General features: G+C 45.7%; 15 protein-coding genes. 2 read left to right on the forward strand and 13 right to left on the reverse strand.

Annotated features, from left to right (window positions below):
- Position 1 precedes the first annotated feature (1 nt).
- Positions 2–289 carry a hypothetical protein gene (locus tag EUAN_RS03115; protein WP_071061613.1) on the reverse strand — a complete coding sequence of 96 codons (288 nt, stop codon included), beginning with the start codon at positions 287–289 and terminating at the stop codon, positions 2–4.
- 147 nt (positions 290–436) lie between these two features.
- Entirely contained in the window at positions 437–2,416 is a 1,980-nt protein-coding gene (locus EUAN_RS03120) for an elongation factor G (RefSeq protein ID WP_071061616.1), read from the reverse strand.
- A gap of 165 nt (positions 2,417–2,581) precedes the next feature.
- On the opposite strand from EUAN_RS03120, the gene EUAN_RS03125 reads away from it, so the two are divergent.
- Positions 2,582–3,607 carry a 3-deoxy-7-phosphoheptulonate synthase gene (locus tag EUAN_RS03125; protein WP_071061618.1) on the forward strand — a complete coding sequence of 342 codons (1,026 nt, stop codon included), beginning with the start codon at positions 2,582–2,584 and terminating at the stop codon, positions 3,605–3,607.
- A gap of 72 nt (positions 3,608–3,679) precedes the next feature.
- On the opposite strand, the gene lexA is transcribed toward EUAN_RS03125, so the two are convergent.
- The 6 genes from lexA to mutS all read right to left on the reverse strand — a co-directional run bounded on the left by lexA (position 3,680) and on the right by mutS (position 11,364).
- Positions 3,680–4,297 (reverse strand): transcriptional repressor LexA, encoded by a 618-nt coding sequence (gene lexA / locus EUAN_RS03130; RefSeq protein ID WP_071061621.1) that lies wholly within the window; start codon positions 4,295–4,297, stop codon positions 3,680–3,682.
- A 71-nt stretch (positions 4,298–4,368) separates the two neighbouring features.
- Positions 4,369–5,667 carry a methionine gamma-lyase family protein gene (locus EUAN_RS03135; protein ID WP_071061623.1) on the reverse strand — a complete coding sequence of 433 codons (1,299 nt, stop codon included), beginning with the start codon at positions 5,665–5,667 and terminating at the stop codon, positions 4,369–4,371.
- Positions 5,668–5,686: 19 nt separating this feature from the next.
- Positions 5,687–5,905, reverse strand: coding sequence for an RNA chaperone Hfq (gene hfq / locus EUAN_RS03140; RefSeq protein WP_071061626.1), 219 nt, complete (start codon positions 5,903–5,905; stop codon positions 5,687–5,689).
- Positions 5,906–5,907: 2 nt separating this feature from the next.
- Entirely contained in the window at positions 5,908–6,849 is a 942-nt protein-coding gene (miaA, locus tag EUAN_RS03145; protein WP_071061627.1) for a tRNA (adenosine(37)-N6)-dimethylallyltransferase MiaA, read from the reverse strand.
- Between the two features lie 11 nt (positions 6,850–6,860).
- A complete protein-coding gene (mutL, locus tag EUAN_RS03150) occupies positions 6,861–8,684 on the reverse strand; it encodes a DNA mismatch repair endonuclease MutL (RefSeq protein WP_071061630.1) in 1,824 nt (607 codons plus the stop codon).
- Positions 8,685–8,688: 4 nt separating this feature from the next.
- Complete coding sequence (gene mutS, locus EUAN_RS03155) at positions 8,689–11,364, reverse strand: DNA mismatch repair protein MutS (protein WP_097678046.1); 2,676 nt, start codon at positions 11,362–11,364, stop codon at positions 8,689–8,691.
- A gap of 223 nt (positions 11,365–11,587) precedes the next feature.
- On the opposite strand from mutS, the gene EUAN_RS03160 reads away from it, so the two are divergent.
- Entirely contained in the window at positions 11,588–12,454 is an 867-nt protein-coding gene (locus EUAN_RS03160) for a pirin family protein (RefSeq protein WP_245674432.1), read from the forward strand.
- Here the strand turns inward: EUAN_RS03160 and EUAN_RS03165 are convergent.
- The 5 genes from EUAN_RS03165 to EUAN_RS03185 form a co-directional block, all read right to left on the reverse strand.
- Positions 12,441–13,364 (reverse strand): ROK family protein, encoded by a 924-nt coding sequence (locus EUAN_RS03165; protein WP_071061634.1) that lies wholly within the window; start codon positions 13,362–13,364, stop codon positions 12,441–12,443. The genes EUAN_RS03160 and EUAN_RS03165 overlap by 14 nt on opposite strands.
- 4 nt (positions 13,365–13,368) lie before the next feature.
- Positions 13,369–14,850, reverse strand: a complete 1,482-nt coding sequence (gene malQ / locus EUAN_RS03170) for a 4-alpha-glucanotransferase (RefSeq protein ID WP_071061636.1) — start codon at positions 14,848–14,850, stop codon at positions 13,369–13,371.
- A gap of 93 nt (positions 14,851–14,943) precedes the next feature.
- Positions 14,944–16,131: an anaerobic nitric oxide reductase flavorubredoxin gene (locus tag EUAN_RS03175; RefSeq protein WP_071061639.1), complete on the reverse strand. Its 1,188-nt coding sequence runs from the start codon at positions 16,129–16,131 to the stop codon at positions 14,944–14,946.
- Positions 16,132–16,216: 85 nt separating this feature from the next.
- Positions 16,217–17,050: a DUF188 domain-containing protein gene (locus EUAN_RS03180; protein ID WP_071061641.1), complete on the reverse strand. Its 834-nt coding sequence runs from the start codon at positions 17,048–17,050 to the stop codon at positions 16,217–16,219.
- Positions 17,051–17,193: 143 nt separating this feature from the next.
- On the reverse strand, positions 17,194–18,465 hold the full coding sequence (locus EUAN_RS03185) for a DEAD/DEAH box helicase (RefSeq protein ID WP_071061643.1): 1,272 nt from the start codon (positions 18,463–18,465) through the stop codon (positions 17,194–17,196).
- Between the last annotated feature and the right edge of the window lie 191 nt (positions 18,466–18,656).

The following is an 18,656-nucleotide window of genomic DNA, read 5'->3' on the forward strand; positions in this document are numbered from 1 at the left end:
TTTAAAATTCTCCGCCTTCTATGGCCTTCACAGTAAGCCTGTCGGCTATATTGTAGTTGTCTTTTTCCACCACTATTCTTTCGAAAAAGTCGTATATGCTGTTCAGCTTTTCCTGAAGCTCCGAGTCCAGTTCGAATTCAGACATCATTTCATCGAACGCCCCCTTGTGAGCCCCCTTGTATATGTGAATAGGCATCTGGTCGTACTCTGAAGCTGTCATGTCAAGCCTGTAGTGGCACTCTAGCCTGAACTTCTGTATATACTTCAACATCAAGTCTTTATTAGTCATTTTATCCTCTCCTTGTAATAGTCTTAATTATAATGTAGCAAATAACGCTTATATTTTCAATATAAACAATACACAATGCACATAATAATATTATGTAAACTTAACTTTTCAAGCAGAGCTGGTCCAATAAGACCAGCTCCGTTCATTTTACTTTTTAGCACTCATTATTTCTTCAGCCATCTTTTCAGGAACTTCTTGGTACCTCAGATGGGACATCTCTAAATGACCTCTTCCATTTGCAAGTGTTCTCAGGTCTATGGAGTACTCCACGGCTTCTGACTGTGGTATTTCGGCCAGTATAAGCTGCAGCTTGCTGTCCTCAATAGGTTCTATTCCAAGCACCTGCCCTCTCTTTTTGCTCACATCGCCCATTACATCACCGGTTGAATCCTCTGGAACGTAGAGTTTTACAGACATCACAGGCTCTAATAGCTTAGCTCCAGCTTCTTTCAAGGCCTCTTTAAACGCCTGGTTGGCCGCAAGCCTGAAAGCCATTTCAGATGAGTCCACATTGTGGTAAGATCCATCGTAGAGCTTGGCCTTTATATTTATAACAGGATATCCTCCCAGCACTCCATTCCCCATAGAGTCTATAACACCCTGCTCTACAGATGGGATGTACTGTTTAGGGATGGCTCCGCCAGTTATCTCCGCTTCAAACTCAAACTGCTTGTCGGAAGGACCGAATATCATCTTTACATCCCCGTACTGCCCATGCCCTCCTGACTGCTTCTTATGCTTGTAGTGGATGTCTGCCGAGCCCGATATAGTCTCTTTGTACGGTATATCTAGCTTCTTCCTGCTTACGCTTATTCCGAACTGCTCTGAAAGTTTCTTTACGACAGAGTCAAGGTGCATCTCGCCTTGAACTCCTAGTACAAGCTGTCCTGTTTCGCTGCTTCTCTCCCAGGAAAGTGAAGGATTTTCTTCTGAAAGCCTTCTAAGCCCTTCGCTGATCTTGTCCTCGTCAAACTGAGATTTTGGCTCTATAGCCGCGAATAGCTGGGCCTTAGGAAATTCAAGCTTAGAAACCGGCTGAGCGTTCTTATCTGATGATATAGTGTCTCCAGTCTTCAGCGAGTCGCATTTCACCAGTGCAACTATATCACCTTCTCCCGCTCCCTCTATGTCTGAAAGAACATCTTGCGCATAAGTCATGACGCTTCCGCATTTCTCTTTATCACCTGTCCTTGCATTGTAGAATTCAGACCCCTTGGATAACTCGCCACTTTCGATCTTCACAAGCGATATTTTCTCCTGGAACTTGTCTGAATAAGTCTTGAAAACGTGTCCGCTGAATACGTCGCTTCCAGAAGAGACGCTCTCGACAGGTGACGGGAAGTAGTCCTTGGCAAGCCACATAAGCGTATGCACTCCGATATTCTTAAGAGACGCGCCGCAGAGCACAGGTATTACCTCGCCAGATATGACTGCATTCCGAAGACCCATGTGTACCTCGTCTCTGCTGAAGCTCTCTCCAGAAAAGTACTTTTCAAGCAGCGACTCGTCTGTTTCCGCCACAGACTCCATCAGCATCTCTTTTACGCTACTTATCTCATCGCCCATGTCGGCTGGAACCTCAACGGTGTAGCATCTACCTTCAGTAGGGTTGTACTCCCTCGCAAAGTCCTCCACCACATTGACATATCCCTTGAACTCTTCTTCACTGCCTATAGGCACGTGGAAAGGAGCTATCTTCTTGCCGTACCTCTCTCTAAGCTGGGAGAGAATCTTGTAGTAGTCGGCCTTCTCTGAGTCTATCTTGTTTACGAATATTATCTTAGGTATATTGTACTTATCTGTAAGCTCTAGGGCCCTGTCTGTTCCAGCCTCTATCTCGGAAGTCCCATCTACTATAACCACAGCTCCCGAAGACACCGACACTCCTGCCATGGCCTCCCCGTAGAAGTCAAGGTATCCCGGAGTATCTATGAAATTGTATTTGTGGTCCTTCCACTCCACAGAAAAGAGATTTATATCTGAAGTTATACTCGGAACGTTTTCCATATTCAGCTTTCCGCCTTTTCCTGAATTGTACAGTATCGCCTGGCAAAGCCTGCTCTTTCCTGATCCGCTGTGTCCGAGTAACGCTATATTTCTAATTTCACTGCTTTCGTATTTTCTCATCGTTTTGCCCCCTTGTAAGTGTTTAATACCTTTTTACCCACTAAAATTATGTAAAAACATCTCTCTCGAAAGTTTATAGCTCTGTATAGAGTTGATTTTTTAGACTAAAACCATTATAATTGTAGAAACGCAATACAGTTATTTTATGAAACGGGGGGTATAATTATGAGTTTTAAGTATATCAATAGAGTTCCTACACCAGAAGAGATTAAAGAAGCCACTCCTCTAAGTGAAAGTCTGCTTAAGGTGAAAGCCGAAAGAGACAAGATGATAAGAGACGTGTTCGAAGGCAAGAGCGACAAGTTTTTGCTTATAATAGGGCCTTGCTCTGCCGATAGAGAAGACGCGCTTTATGACTATGTCACAAGGCTTGCAAAGCTTCAAGAAGAGGTTAAAGACAAGATTATAATGGTTCCACGTATATACACAAACAAGCCTAGAACTACAGGCGAGGGATACAAGGGCATGATGCACCAGCCTAATCTCTCTGAAAAGCCGAATATCTCAGAGGGAATAAAGTCAATAAGGAGACTTCATATAAAGGCCATCCAGGAGTCTGGCCTTACAGCTGCCGACGAGATGCTCTACTCGGAGAACTATCCGTATGTAGAGGACCTGCTTTCTTACGTGGCCATAGGAGCTAGATCTGTAGAGAACCAGCAGCACAGGCTGACTGTAAGCGGAATGGATATACCGGGCGGAATGAAAAACCCTACTAGTGGCGACATCTCTGTTATGTTCAACTCCATAAAAGCGGCTCACATATCTCATACTTTCATCTACAATGGATGTGAGGTTGAGACTTCAGGAAATCCTCTAGCTCACGGAATCCTGAGAGGCTCTGTAAACCGCCATGGAGACTGCATACCTAATTACCACTACGAAGACCTTTCAGCAGTTGCAGAAGAGTATGCCAAGAGAGGCTATGTAAACCCAGCTATAATAGTGGATACAAACCACTCCAACTCCATGAAGAAGTACTCGGAGCAGCCTAGGATTGCAAAAGAGGTCATCTTCAGCAAAAACTACTCTAAAGACCTCAAGTCGCTTATAAAGGGACTTATGATAGAGAGCTATTTAGAAGAGGGTAGACAGGAGAACCAGGACATATACGGAAAGTCCATAACTGACCCTTGCCTAGGGTGGAAAGACTCAGAGAGACTCGTATACGATATAGCGGAGTCCCTGTAGTCTAAAGCACCAAATCAAGCGAATAGCTATAAAACACAAAGAGACAGGGAAATTAACCTGTCTCTTTGTGTTTTATATTTTTCTGAAAAGTCCAACCACTTTCCCGACTATAGTGACTTCTTTTGCCAGTATCGGGGCCATGTAGTCATTTTCAGGCTGAAGCCTTATATGGTCTTTCTCTTTGAAAAACCTTTTTACGGTGGCTTCGCTGCCTAAGAGCGCTACAACTATGTCTCCACTTTCGGCTGAGCTCTGGTGCTTCACAAGTATAAAGTCCTTGTCGTATATGCCGGCATTTATCATGCTGTCACCTTTGACCTTCAGCATAAAAGACTCTCCTTTAGGTACAAAGTCCACTGGCATAGGGAATACATCCTCTATATTTTCCGTGGCCAGCAGCGGCTCTCCTGCTGCCACCCTTCCAAGCACCGGTATGTCGATAGTCTCTTTCTTGTAGACAAAGCCTTCGTTTCCAGAGTCCATCACCTCTATGGTGCGAGGCTTAGAGGCATCTCTCTTTATATATCCCAATCCCTCCAGTTTCTCCAGATGAGAGTGAACTGTAGAGGTGGACTTTAGCCCAACCGCCACACATATCTCTCTTACAGAAGGTGGATAGCCCTTCTTGGATATCTCGCTCTTTATAAATTCAAGTATTGCGCTCTGCTTTGCAGAGAGGTCATCATACATAGTAAACCCTCCTATTCACGGATCGTTTTAACAATTATACCACAGAGAAACCTCCACATCAAACATATGTTCTAGTCTAGCTCCACCAGATTGTTTACATAGAGATTGTTCAGACTCTTCATTATGCCGAGTTTGCAGTGCTCGTAGGTAAGTCCCCCCTGGTAGTAGGCGTAGAAAGGCTCTCTTACAGGCCCGTCGGCGCTCAGCTCTATAGAGGAACCCTGCACAAACGCTCCTGCAGCCATTATGACCTCAGACTCGTAGCCAGGCATCTCCCCTGGTATAGGTGCGAAGTAGGAGTCCACAGGCGAGGCCGACTGTATCCCTTGACAGAACTTTACAAGCCTCTCCTCAGACCTGAACTCTATCCCCTGGATTATGTCGCTTCTCTTGTCTCCAAGCTTCGGAACAGTCTTGAATCCCAGTGATTCATATATAGAGGCCAAGAGAAGAGAGCCTTTAAGGGACTCAGTGACTATATGTGGAGCCAAGAAAAGCCCCTGAAGCACATTTCTGGTCATTCCGAAAGTGAGCCCGCATTCCTTCCCTATTCCAGGGGCTGTGGCCCTGTTGGCCACATACTCTATCAGCTCGGAAGTTCCAACTATATATCCTCCCGTGAGGGCTAGGCCTCCTCCTGGGTTCTTTATAAGAGACCCTGCCATTATATCTGCGCCGTGTTCGCTGGGCTCGGTGATCTCCATAAACTCACCGTAGCAATTGTCCACCATGCAGATTATATCTGGATTTATGGATTTAACCACAGCCATAGCCTCCGCAAGTTCCTCTACGGTAAAGGCATTCCTGTCGCTGTAGCCTGTAGACCTCTGAAGAGCCACCATCTTGGTGTCGCTTGAAACAAACTCCGGTATCCTCTTTAGGTCTATCTTCTTTTTCTCTGTAAGCTCCAGCTCCTTGTACTTCACCCCATAGTCTATAAGGGTCCCCTTCATGCCGCCTTTCGACCCTATCACTTTTTGGAGAGTGTCGTATGGGGCTCCCGTTATGTAGACAAGCTCATCTCCCGGAAACAGTATCCCTGAAAGCACCAGGTTTATGGCATGCGTGCCCGAAGCTATAGTGGGCCTCACAAGGGCATCTTCTGTCCTAAATATATTGGAGTAGACTTCCTCCACCTTCTCTCTGCCCACGTCGTCATAGCCATATCCTGTTGTCCATGAAAAGTGTGTGGAGTTCAGCTTGGCTCGCTGCATTCCCTCTATCACCTTGTATTGGTTGAACTCCTTTAGAGAGTCTATTTCCTTGAAAAACTTGCTCTCCACTATCTCTTGATGCTTCAGCACATATTCCACAACCGATTGATCTATGTCGAAGCCTTCGCTTAGTATTTTAGCTGTATCATTTATCATTTAAATTGCTGCCACCTTCCTATATAAATTCCACCGGGGAACTTGGATGTATTGTGAGAATCGCATGCTTGTAGACTATCTGTTGCTTGCCTTCGTTTTCCAGAAGTATTACATAGCTGTCGAAACCCTTCACATTCCCTTTAAGCTGATATCCATTAGAGAGATATACCGTTATAGGTGTATTCTCTTTTCTAACCTTGTTTAAAAAAGCATCTTGAAGATTTATAGACTGTTTCATTTTTAGCCCTCCCGCAGTTTTTTGTCGCAGATAGATATGGCTTCCCTTTTAAGTTCCTCTAGAGATTCGTAATCGTCTACCTGCATCCACACTATCCTCTTGTCGCGCCTAAACCAGGTCAGCTGGCGTTTGGCAAATCTCCTTGAGTTTCTCTTTAAAATCTCCACCATCTCGTCGTAGGTAGTAACTCCTCTTAGATATTCTACGACCTCCTTGTAGCCTATGGCCTTCATAGAGGTCATATCTGAATTATACCCATTTTCAAGCAGAGACTTCACCTCTTCCACAAGGCCATTTTCAAGCATTATATCGACCCTCTCGTTTATCCTCTCGTAGAGATGGCTTCTCTCCATATCTAGCCCTATAAACACTAGGTTGAACTCGTCGTTTTCTTCCCTGAAATTGGTATAGCTTTTAGACATAGGCTCCCCGGTGAGCTCGTACACCTCTAGCGCCCTGACTATGCGCTTTGTATCATTTAGATTCAGTCTTTCGGCGGTCTCAGGGTCCACCTCTTTGAGCTTTTCGTATATATATTCATTTCCGAACTCTTCGGCGCAGTCCATGTACTTCTTTCTGACCTCCATGTCGGAGCCAGAGTCTGCGAAGTCCAGCTTGTATACTATGGAGTTCACATAGAGCCCCGTTCCTCCTACTATAAGCGGTAGCTTCTCCCTTGAGTATACATCTCCCAAGCAGGCGTAAGTCATCTCCTTGAAATCTGAGACTGAAAACTCCTCGTCCGGAGCCACTACGTCCAGCAGATAGTGCGGAATGCTTTTCATCTCGTCAGCTTTTATCTTGGCAGTCCCTATGTCCATGCCTCTGTATATCTGCATTGAATCGGCAGAGATGATTTCTCCGCCGTAATGCTCCGCCAGCTCCACAGAAAGGGAAGTTTTTCCCACAGCCGTTGGACCCACTATCACCAATAAATTTTTCAAACAAATACCTCCTAGCTTCTCTTAAACTTTCGCTCTATTTCCGACTTTGTGAGCTTTATAACCGTAGGTCTTCCGTGAGGGCATGTCAGCGGATTCTCACATCTGCCAAGTTCCTCTATCAGTTTCTCTATCTCTATATGCTTCATGCTGTCGCCAGCTTTTACAGCCGAGGTGCAGGCGAGCTTCATCACCTTTTCCAGCTTCAGCTCGTACCCGCTCTTTACGCCAAACTCCAAACTGTCCAGTATGTCCAGAAACAAGTCCTTGAAGTCAGGAACTCCGAATAGAAGCGGAACGCCTCTAAGGGCTACTGTGTTCTGTCCAAACTCCTCAAAGTCAAAGCCAAGCTTGAGTAGAGTGTCTCTGTACTCTGAAAGCTTTTCCATGTCGGAGTGGCTCAAACTTATAGGCTCAAGCGCCATAGTCTCCTGCATATCCACTCTGCCCTCTAGAAGCTCCCTCTTCAGCTTTTCGTACATTATCCTCTCATGCGCCGCATGCTGGTCTATTATAAGGAACTCTCCGGCCACTCTGTCTTCGCACAGAATATAGGTGTTGAATACAACACCTTTTACCTCAAGTGTAGGAAGCTTGGCTTGTTCCTGTTTCGGGGAAGGCTTTGCCCTGTATGGCGCAGGACCGCTCTCACTTACAGCTTCGTTACTTTTCTTCGCTTTCAAAGGCTTTTCTAAGAGTTTCTCAGGTTTTTCGCTGTGCGCTTGATAGAATAGCTCAGGATCCAAGAGACTTGGCTGAGTCTCCTCTCTCTTTTCAAGCAGCTTGACAGCCCTGGGTTTCACTGCCTTAGGTGGCTCGACTTCGCCTAGAGAGGTCTCTAAAATCTCTGTCTCAGAGTCCAGTGCTTTTCTCACAGCTTCCTCCACCCAGATAAGTATCTCCGATTCTGCCAGAAACCTTATCTCTGTCTTGGCCGGATGTATGTTCACATCTATCTCTCTCGGGTCCAGTTCTATAAAAAGCACCAGCACAGGATATCTGTTTGAAGGTATCACGCCCTTATATGCAGACTCCACTTTCCTTGAGAGCAGCAGATGCTTTACACTCCGTCCGTTTACGAATATATACTGCTGAGACCTGTTCCCCCTTGAAAAAGCTGGCTTGGATATAAAGCCAGAGAGTTTAAAGCTCTTTTTCTCGAACTCAAGCGGTATTGTAGAGTCCGAAAACTCCTTTCCCAGAAGGCTGTAAGCCGTTTTTTCCAAACTGCCCTTTCCAGGAGTCTTGAGCACAAGTGCCCCGTCTTTTATAAACTTAAAGGATATGGACGGGTTGCTGAGTGAAAGCCTATATATAAGGTCTGAAATAGCTCCGCTCTCGGACGAGTCGGACTTCAGGAACTTCTTTCTGACCGGTATATTGTAGAAAAGATTTCTGACTATAATGGTCGTTCCGTTTGCAGCGCCCACTTCCGACTCCTCTTTCACCTCTCCCGAGTAGAGAAGCAGCCTCTGTCCTATTTCGGAGTCCCTGGTCTTGCTGATAACTTCCAGCTGGGATACCGAGGCTATGCTCGCAAGAGCCTCGCCTCTAAACCCAAGCGTGACTATGTTCTGAAGGTCTTCCACCTGTGAAATCTTGCTTGTGGAGTGCCTTAAAAAGGCGGCTCTTATGTCGCCTGATTCTATACCGCTCCCGTTGTCAGTAACCCGTATATACGACTTTCCGCCGTTCTTTATCTCCACAGTTATATTGGTGGAGAGCGCGTCCACCGAATTCTCCACCAGCTCCTTGACTATGGAGTAGGGTCTTTCCACGACCTCTCCTGCGGCTATCTTGTTTATGGTGCTGTCGTCTAATACTCGTATCTTGCTCAAATGATCATCCCTTTATCTTGACGCTCTTTTTCCAGAGCGAATGGAGTATGTTTATGGAGTCTAGAGGGCTCATATTCATTATGTCGAGCCCCACTATTTCTGCCACTATCTCTTCGTATGCTGAATCTTCTTTTTCGCTTTGCACTACGCTGGCTGAGTAGGACATCCCACTTTCACGGATAGTCCTACTTTCTTCTCTGCTTTCTTCCGAGAAGATGCTTAGCTGGGAAGGCGATTTCTTGTTTAGGTCGTTCTCCTCTAGATTCCTAAGTATCTCGGCCGCCCTAGCTATTACTTCAGGCCTTACCCCCGCAAGCTTTGCTACCTCTATTCCGTAGCTTCTGTCGGCTCCGCCCCGCTCTATCTTTCTGAGAAACACTATGTCCTCTCCCGGCTTCTCTTCAACTGCAACCCTGTAGTTCTTGACTCCCTCTAGAACCTCCTCAAGCTCCGTCAGCTCGTGGTAGTGCGTGGCAAATAGTGTCTTGGCGCCTAGATTGCTCTTCCCGCTTATATACTCGACTACAGACCAAGCTATGCTCAGTCCGTCGTAAGTGCTAGTGCCTCTTCCTATCTCGTCTAGCACTATGAGGCTCTTTTCCGTGGCGTTGTTTAAGATATTGGCCACCTCGCTCATCTCCACCATGAAAGTGCTCTGCCCTTCCGACAGATCGTCCGAAGCCCCTATCCGTGTAAATATTCTGTCCGCTAAAGAGATTTTAGCGGAGTCGGCCGGCACAAAGGAGCCTATTTGGGCCATAAGCGTTATAAGCGCCACCTGCCTCATATAGGTGGACTTTCCCGACATATTCGGCCCGGTTATTATCATCATCCTGTCGCTTTCTCCGTTCATATAGGTGTCGTTGGATATAAATCTGCCCTCAGCCACCATCTTCTCGACTACGGGATGTCTTCCGTTTTCTATATAGAGCGAACCGTCCTCTAGTATCTCAGGCCTTACGTAGTTGTTCAGGTAGGCCGCTTTGGCGAAGGAGTTTAGCACGTCTATCTTGCTGATGCTCCTGGCAGTGCTCTGTATCCTCTGGGAGTTCTCCTTCAGCTTCTCCCTTATCTCTCCGAATATCTCATATTCCAGCTCCACCATCCTGTCCTCGGAGCCAAGTATCTTGTTTTCAATCTCCTTTAGCTCCTCGGTTATATATCTCTCTGCATTTGCAAGCGTCTGCTTTCTTATATAGTCGCTAGGGGCCTTATCTATATTGGACTTGGAAAGCTCTATAAAGTAGCCAAACACCTTGTTGTACTTTATCTTCAGATTCTTTATCCCCGTTCTGGCACGCTCCCTCTCCTCTATCCTGGAGAGATAGGACTTTCCGTTAAGGGCTATGTCTCTAAGCTCCTTAAGCTCCGGGCTGTAGTTCTCCTTTATGATATTGCCCTCTTTTATGCCTATAGGGGGCTCATCTTCTATTGCGCTGTCCACAAGTTCATAGAGGTCCCAGAGAATGTCCATGCCCTCTCCCATCTGCCTGAGTTCCTGGCTTTCCGAATCTTCAAGCGATTTCACTATATGGGGAAGCTGGGAGATCGAGTGCTTTAAGGATATAAGATCTCTTGCGTTGCAGTTTCCGTACACAAGCTTGCCTACAAGGCGCTCCATATCGTATATCTGCTTAAGCTTTTCATCTAGCTGATCCATCATAGTAATGTCTTCAGTCAAAGACTCGACTACAGCACTTCGCCTCTCTATCTCGTACTTGTCCAGCAGCGGAGACTCTATCCAGCTCTTTATAAGCCTACCGCCCATGGCAGTCGCTGTCTTATCGAGCACGCTTAAGAGAGAGCCTTTTTTAGACTTTCCCCTTATGGTCTCCAAAAGCTCCAAATTCCGCCTTGTGCTCATATCAAGCATCATGTAGTTTTCCACGATATACACGTTTACGCTCGATATATGGTCTAGCGACTGCTTCTGAGTCACCTTGAGATACTCTAGCAGCGCTCCTAGCGATATGGCTGCAAAGCTGCTCGTATCCATCCCAATGCCTGAAAGGGAATGAACTTTGAACTGTGAGATTATATTCGAGATACAGAGCTCCTTTTCAAAGTACCATTCCTCCAGAGTCCTGACTTCGTCAAATCTTGACTGGAGCTCCCCGCAGAAGTCGCTATCGCCGCCTGTGTTCACAAGAAGCTCGCTTGGAGCTATCTTCCCTATTTCGTCTATGCATTTTGAGATCGACTCTGGGCCTGATCCCAATATCTCCGTAGTATAGCTGTCTCCCGTGGTTATGTCCACATAGCTTATTCCGATCCCTTTCTTCCCTACATAGAGCGAGGCCAGGTAGTTGTTGCTCTTTTCGTCCAACTTGTCCATATCTGTTATGGTGCCCGAGGTTATTATTCTGACTACGTCTCTTTTGACTATTCCCTTCGCCTTCGAGGGGTCTTCCACCTGTTCGCATATGGCCACCTTGTATCCTTTTTCAACAAGCCTAGCTATATATCCGTCCGCCGAGTGGTGCGGGACTCCGCACATCGGGGCCTTCTCTTCTAGTCCGCAGTCTCTTCCCGTAAGGGTGATCTCCAGCTCCCTAGAGGCCGTAAGCGCATCTTCAAAAAACATCTCATAAAAGTCTCCCAACCTGAAAAAGAGGATACAGTCGCTGTATCTCTCTTTGAGGTCCGTATATTGCTCCATCATAGGTGTAAGTTTCGCCAAGAATATCTCCTCCAGTTCTTTATAGTTAATATTTTACCACAAAAAAAGGAGACCGCAAACGATGTCTCAAAAGTTAACTACTCTTCCGCCGGGAAGTAGTTAACTTTTGAGGTTATTTAAACAAAAAAGTCATGAGAGTGTTTCTCATAACTTTTAACTTTATTTCTTGACAGTCATAAGTTTGGGGTATAAATAGAGCAAAAGAAAATAGGAGGCGATTGTTTTGTACAGAGTAGTAGAAGAAACCATAGATGCAGTGCTTACAAGAGAGGGCGCAGGTGTAATGCTTAAGAGGGCGTTCGGATACCACCATATACCGAAGCTGGACCCTTTCCTTATGTTCGACTTTTTTAACTCCAAGAATCCTGAAGACTATTTAGACGGGTTCCCTTGGCATCCACATAGGGGGATAGAGACTGTAACCTACCTTATATCTGGAGAGATAGAGCATCAGGACTCCCTTAAAAACTCCGGTGTCATAGGGCCTGGGGACTGCCAATGGATGAGCGCCGGAAGCGGGATTCTCCACCAGGAGATGCCCATAGCTTCGGAGCATATGTTCGGCTTTCAGCTTTGGGTCAACCTTCCAAAGGCCAAGAAGATGACAGAGCCAAAGTACAGGGACATTTCAAGAGGAGAGATTCCTGTTGTGGAAGAGGACGGAAAGGTAGTCAAGGTGATAGGGGGACAGTACAAGACACATCATGGCGGTGCCAAAGATGTGGTAGGCTCTCCTACTCTGCTTCATGTGATTCTAGAGGAGGATGCACTTTTTGAGCTTGAAACCCCGAATACAAATAAAGTAGCCCTATTTGTGATGTCAGGGGAAGGTATTTTCGAGCCAGAGGGAAGTGTAGTGGATGCGAAAGAAACAACTATTATATACTCATCCGGCGAGAAGGTAAGAGTGGCGGCAAAAAACGGCCCCCTAGAGTTTGTATATCTCTCTGGAGAGCCGCTTAACGAGCCTATAGCTTGGGGCGGACCTATCGTCATGAACACAGAGGAAGAGCTTAGAACAGCAAGGGAAGAGCTAAGCAACGGAATGTTTATAAAAAGGGCAAGCGACAGCCTCTTTATGAAGAAATAGCATCTCTTCCAAGAAGCGCCGCTCCCAGCACTCCGGCTTTTTCGCCAAGCCTTGAAAGCTCTATTACAGGTGGAGGTATTTCCTTAAAATACCTCCACTCCATTACATACTCTTTAAGCTTTTCGAGGTATATATCTCCGCTCAAGGAGAGCCCTCCACCAAGCACTATCTTCTCCGGGTCTATGGTGGCGATTACGTTGACTATACCTATGGCAAGGTATCTTGTAAACCGATCTACAGCCTGCACTCCTATTTCATCCCCTTGTGTGCAGAGGTCGAAGACTTCTCTTGCAGAACCAACTCTGAAGGACTGATTCTGCTCCATAAATACCTTGTTTGTATATTTTACAAGTGCTGTTCCCGATGCAAAAGTCTCAAGACAGCCAACTCTTCCGCAGCCACAGGTGTAGAAATTATCCCCTACAGTCATATGCCCTAGCTCCGAGGCAGCCCCATTAGCACCCTCGTATATGTGACTGTCTCTTATAATTCCACCTCCCAGGCCTGTGCCGAGCGTCATAAGTACGCTGTTTGGTGAGTGTTTCATGGCTCCCAGCTTGAATTCGCCGTATCCCGCTGAACTTGCGTCATTGTACAAGCTGACATTTGAACCGAATTTTTCAGCCAAGATTCTTCCAAACGCTATGTCCTTCCAGTCCAAGTTGGTGCAGGCTATCACTCTGTCTCTGTTTTTAGACACTATCCCTGGAACACCTATACCTATGCTCTCAATCTTATCTCTCCCTAGGACAAAAAGCCCTCGCTCAACTGCTCTGCAAATATCGAGCTCTATCTTTTCGGGGTCGTAGCTTCTATCTGTATCTATCTTTTCGTAGAAGAGGACTTCATCCGACTCTCCAAGTATCGCAACTCCAACCGTAGTGCCTCCTATATCTATCCCTGCGTACATACATTTACCTCCCGTAAATTCTGCAAAGCTCCAAAAGCTTCTCTGAAATTTCGTCCTTAATATCTTCCCTCTTCAACCGCCAGCTCCAGTTTCCGCTCTTGCTTGACGGCGTATTCATCCTGCACTCGCTTCCCTGCTCAAGTATGTCTTGAAACTGGACTATGCACAGGCTTGAAACCGAGCTGTAAGCCGCCCTTATAATCTCCCAGACAAGCTTCTCGTCGTCTTGTTCATTTAAATAATCTTTTACTTTTGAAAGACTTTGCTCGTCTAGCTTTGAAAGCCATCCCCTGACCGTGTCGTTGTCATGCGTCCCTGGGTATACAACGCTGTTATTCTCAAAGTTGTAAGGAAGATATGGGTTGTCCTTGTTTCCATCGAACGCAAACTGGAGTATCGCCATGCCCATATAGCCTGTATCGTACTTTAGCTTGTAGACTTCAGGCGTCAGAAAGCCCAGGTCTTCGGCTATTATCTCAAGCCCCTGAAGCTCTTCTTTTAGGCTTTCAAAGAACTGCATCCCTGGACCCTTCACCCAGCTTCCTTCAACGGCAGTTTCGTTTCCGCTGTTCACGACCCAGTATGACTCAAAGCCTCTGAAATGGTCAAGCCTCAGTCCGTCGAATATGTGCTTGCTCTGAGATATCCTGGATTTCCACCAGCTGTAATCCGTCTCCTCTAGGTATTCCCAGTCGTAGACGGGGTTTCCCCAGAGCTGTCCTTGAGGGGAGAAGTAGTCCGGCGGAACTCCGCTTAGAAGTATTGGGGAGTAGTCTTCATCAAGGCAGAATACTTCGGGATTGGCCCAGACATCTGCGCTGTCTCTGCCTACATAGATTGGCAGATCTCCAATTATATTTATCCCCTGCTTGTTTGCGTAATCTTTGAGATTTCTCCACTGGAAGAAGAAAAGGTACTGCAAGAAGCTCCAGTATTCAAGTTCCACAGAAAGCTCCTGTCTAAGCGCCTCTAGTGTTTCCACCTCTCTCTTTGCAACCTCTCTTGGCCACTCGTAATATGGCTTTTGATCGTACTTGTACTTAAGCGCCATGTAGAGGGAGTAGTCCTCCAGCCAGTCTGAATTTTCCAGCTTAAACTCTTCAAACTCGACTCTGTCTATCAAGTCGATTTTTTTATAGGCTTTTCTGAGCAGAGAGAATCTCTCTTTGAAAAGCTTCGAGTAGTCTACAGTGCCTTCCGGCTCTGAATCTTTAGCTTGCACCAGGTCCTTGCCGTCTAGGAGACCGTCTTCTACAAGGTAGTCAAGGTCTATGAAGTATGGATTCCCGGCAAATGAAGATATGACCTGGTACGGAGAGTCACCGTATCCCGTAGGTCCTAGAGGAAGCACCTGCCAGTAAGTCTGTCCCGCTGACTTCAGAAAATCTACAAACCTATACGACTCTTCCCCGAAAGTCCCTATCCCATATGGGCTGGGAAGAGAGCTTATATGAAGCAGTATTCCCGCTGCTCTTCTTTTTTTCATATCATCACCCCTTTCAATATATATATCCACTTTTCGCAGCGTTACTTGATTTAAACAAAAAAGAAAGAGCCTAAGCTCTTTCCTCTAATCCCTCTATGCATTTGCAAGCTTTTTGCCAAACTCTACAGCGTCCTTCAGCATGTCCTGGTCTGGGCTCCAAAGCATCCTTATCCCCTCATCCACTACTTCTAGACCGGCGTTTTCAAGCATTTCGTTTACCGCTTTCGTAGCTTCACCGCTCCAACCATAGCATCCGAACGAAGCCGCCTTCTTTTTCTTGAGCTTAAGCTCCTTCATAAAGTAAACGAAGGCTGCTACTGTTCTAAGTGCGCCGTTGTTTATAGTAGGAGATCCGACTGCAACTAGCTTGGACTTAAAAACTTCAAGCATCACATCGTTATGGTCGCTCTTGGCTAGGTTGAAAAGTTTGACTTCGACCTCAGGGTCCGCAAGCTCAATCCCCTCAGCTATTTTTTCAGCCATTCTCTTTGTTCCGTTCCACATTGTGTCATAGACTATTGTGATCTGATTTTCCTGGTAGTCATTCGCCCAAGACGAGTATTTCTCGACTATCTGCATAGGATTATCTCGCCATATCACACCGTGGCTTGTGGCTATTATATCTATAGTCAGACCTAGCCCTATGATTTCGTCTAGCTTTTTTCTAAGCATGGCGCTGAAAGGCGTGAGTATATTGGCATAATATTTCATGGCCTCTCTGTTTAAGTCGCACGGGTCTGCCAAGTCGTTGAAAAGCCCTTCATGGGCATAATGCTGTCCGAATGCGTCGTTGCTAAACAGGATATTGTCTCCCGTCATATAGGTGGCCATGCTGTCCGGCCAGTGAAGCATCGGCATCTCCACAAACACAAGCTCTTTTCCGTTCCCTATGTCCAGCTTGTCTCCAGTTTTAACCACTTTGAAGTTCCAATCCTGATGGTAATGACCCTTTATAGACTTGACCGCATTGGCAGTGCAGTATATAGGTGTGTCGGGTATGTGCTTCATAAGCGCAGGCAGACCTCCACTGTGGTCTATCTCCCCATGGTTTGCAACGATATAGTCTATCTTTTTAAGGTCTATTTCCGAAGTCAGGTTTTCCACAAATTCCTCTCCAAAATGAGCCCATACAGTGTCTACAAGCACAGTCTTCTCTTCTTCTATAAGATAGGCGTTGTAAGAAGTCCCGTTATAAGTCGAAAGCTCATCGCCGTGGATAGATCTAAGCTCCCAGTCTATTTTGCCAACCCAGTTCACATTGTTTTTCACAAGTTTTTTCATCTCATTTACCTCCCTTTTAAAGTATACCCTTTGAACATATTATACCCTTCATACGTCTATTTTCCTGTGATTTGAATCATAAAACCTATTTAAACTCCTCTATTGTTTGGGCAAGCAGCGCTTTGGCCCCTTCTATTATTCCAGGGTAGTTTTTGGATATTACACCATCTTCAATGGCCCTATCCTTTTCTCCAGGTATGCTGAAGTCATACCCAAGTATCTCTTTACATCTCAGACTCCCGTATTTTTCCTTGAATTTACCTTGAAATGAAGTCACTGCTTCCTTCACACTTTGACTTTCTCCTCCAGAGTACATAAGCCCAAGCACCATTACGGCCCCCGAAACCGCTCCGCAAAGCTCTCCACTGCACGCCCCGCTTCCAAAGCCTGCACCTATACTTGTAGCTCTTTCTTCGTCTAGGCCGGCGTCTTTTGCAAACGACAGTATGACCTTCTGACAGCAATTAAGATGATTTTCCACTGATAATCTTTGAAGCACTACACGCAGCGAGCTTTCAAAATCCCTGTCCTTCGAGCTATCCCGCTTTTTCGACTTAGAGGCGTACACACCTCTGCTTCTCAGTTCTTTGTTTATATGCCTGCTAGAAAGCATCCCCTCTATATTGGAGTCGTCTATTAAAAGTCCGTTCTGGTTTAAAACAGTTGCTTTTTTCCCAATACACATTGCGGCAAGCCCATTGTCCTGGGTCACAACTATATCTCCTTTCGAAATGCGGTTTGCTATATAGAAGTCGGCACTGTCGCTTGAATTGTCTACGGTCACCACCTCAGCATAGTCGTCGCTTATCAAATGCGAGTAATTCTTCACAAGCGTAACAGGGACTTGAAACTCCTTAGCCAAGTCCACTGCTATCTTCACAACAGGACATCCATCTGAGTCCACAAATATTCTGACCAAATACCACACCTCCATTTATTCTTGAAAAACATGACTGATTAACAGTATACCCTATTTGCATATCTTTATTAATAAAAAAAGACTACTTAAATGCCCAGTCAAGGTCATCTAAATAGTCTGCTGTGTGAACAGTCTTTTATATCCTACTTTTTATTGTAGCTGCTGGACTTTCCAGCTCCGCTTTTTCTTCTGCCTGAATTCTTCGAGCCCCATACTCTGCTTGAACCCGTTTTGCTTATATTCTTAGGCTTTTTCGGCTTGTCCTCTACGTATGTCTCCACTAGAGGGTACATATGATCTACAACCACCGGTATGTTCTTGTTTGTAAGCTTTTCAATGCTTTTAAGCAGAGGCTTCTCCTCTTGATTACAGAACGAAATAGCTATGCCTGAATTGTTCGCCCTTCCAGTACGCCCTATCCTGTGGACATAAGTCTCTGGAACTTCAGGAAGGTCGAAGTTTATGACATGTGAAAGCTCTGTTATATCTATTCCACGCGCGGCTATGTCCGTCGCAACAAGTATTCTGGTCTTTCTCGACTTGAAGTTGTTAAGGGCCATCTGCCTTGCATTCTGGGACTTGTTTCCGTGTATGGCCTGCGCCCTAAGTCCCGACTTTTCAAGCGACTTCACTATCTTGTCCGCCCCGTGCTTTGTCCTTGAAAACACAAGTGCCGAGTCGATAGACTTGTCTTTCAGAAGGCTTGTCAGAAGCTTTATCTTGTTTCCCTTGTCCACAAAGTAGACTTCCTGATCTATGATCTCCACTGTAGAAGATACAGGTGTCACAACCACCTTGACTGGATTTTTCAGTATCGAACTTGAAAGCTTCTCTATTTCAGCAGGCATAGTGGCTGAAAAGAATATAGTCTGTCTGTCGTTCGGTATATATGTGATTATCTTTCTTACATCTCTCAGCATCCCCATGTCCAGCATCTGGTCCGCCTCGTCCAGCACGAAATGCTTTATATGCTTTATGCTTACGATCTTTTGATTTATAAGGTCTAGCAGCCTTCCCGGAGTCGCAACTAGTATGTCGACTCCCTTCTCTAGCTCTCTTCTCTGGGGGTTCTGAGGCACCCCTCCATATATAACGGCTGTTTTAAGCCCTGTATTTCTTCCGTATGCCACAAAGCTGTCTCTTATCTGTATGGCAAGCTCTCTTGTAGGCGCAACCACTAGCGATTTTATCTGCTTTCTTCCCGGTGTAGACCTTTGCTCGAACGAAAGGCTCTGAAGTATGGGAATCGCAAATGCGGCAGTCTTCCCTGTTCCTGTCTGGGCGCAACCTAGCAAATCATGCCCTTCTAGCAGTGATGGTATGGCTTGAGCCTGTATAGGCGTGGCTTTAGTATAACCTTCAGTTTTTAAAGCCCTCTGAATCGGCTCAATTAAATTTAGTTTTTCAAATAACAATATCATTTCTCCTTTTACAATCAAAAAATAGCACACCAAAATCGGTATGCTATAAACATTGAATTCGCGTTTTTAGAATATCTAATCTATATCTCTATTATAGACGCTAAAGGGAAATTGTGCAAGTTATCTAGACTTCAGTTTGAGACCGCAGTTTAAATTATTTTTTTCGATCCATTTGATATTCTTTA

The organism is Andreesenia angusta (assembly GCF_001855385.1).
Classification (GTDB): Bacteria; Bacillota; Clostridia; order Tissierellales; family Gottschalkiaceae; genus Andreesenia; species Andreesenia angusta.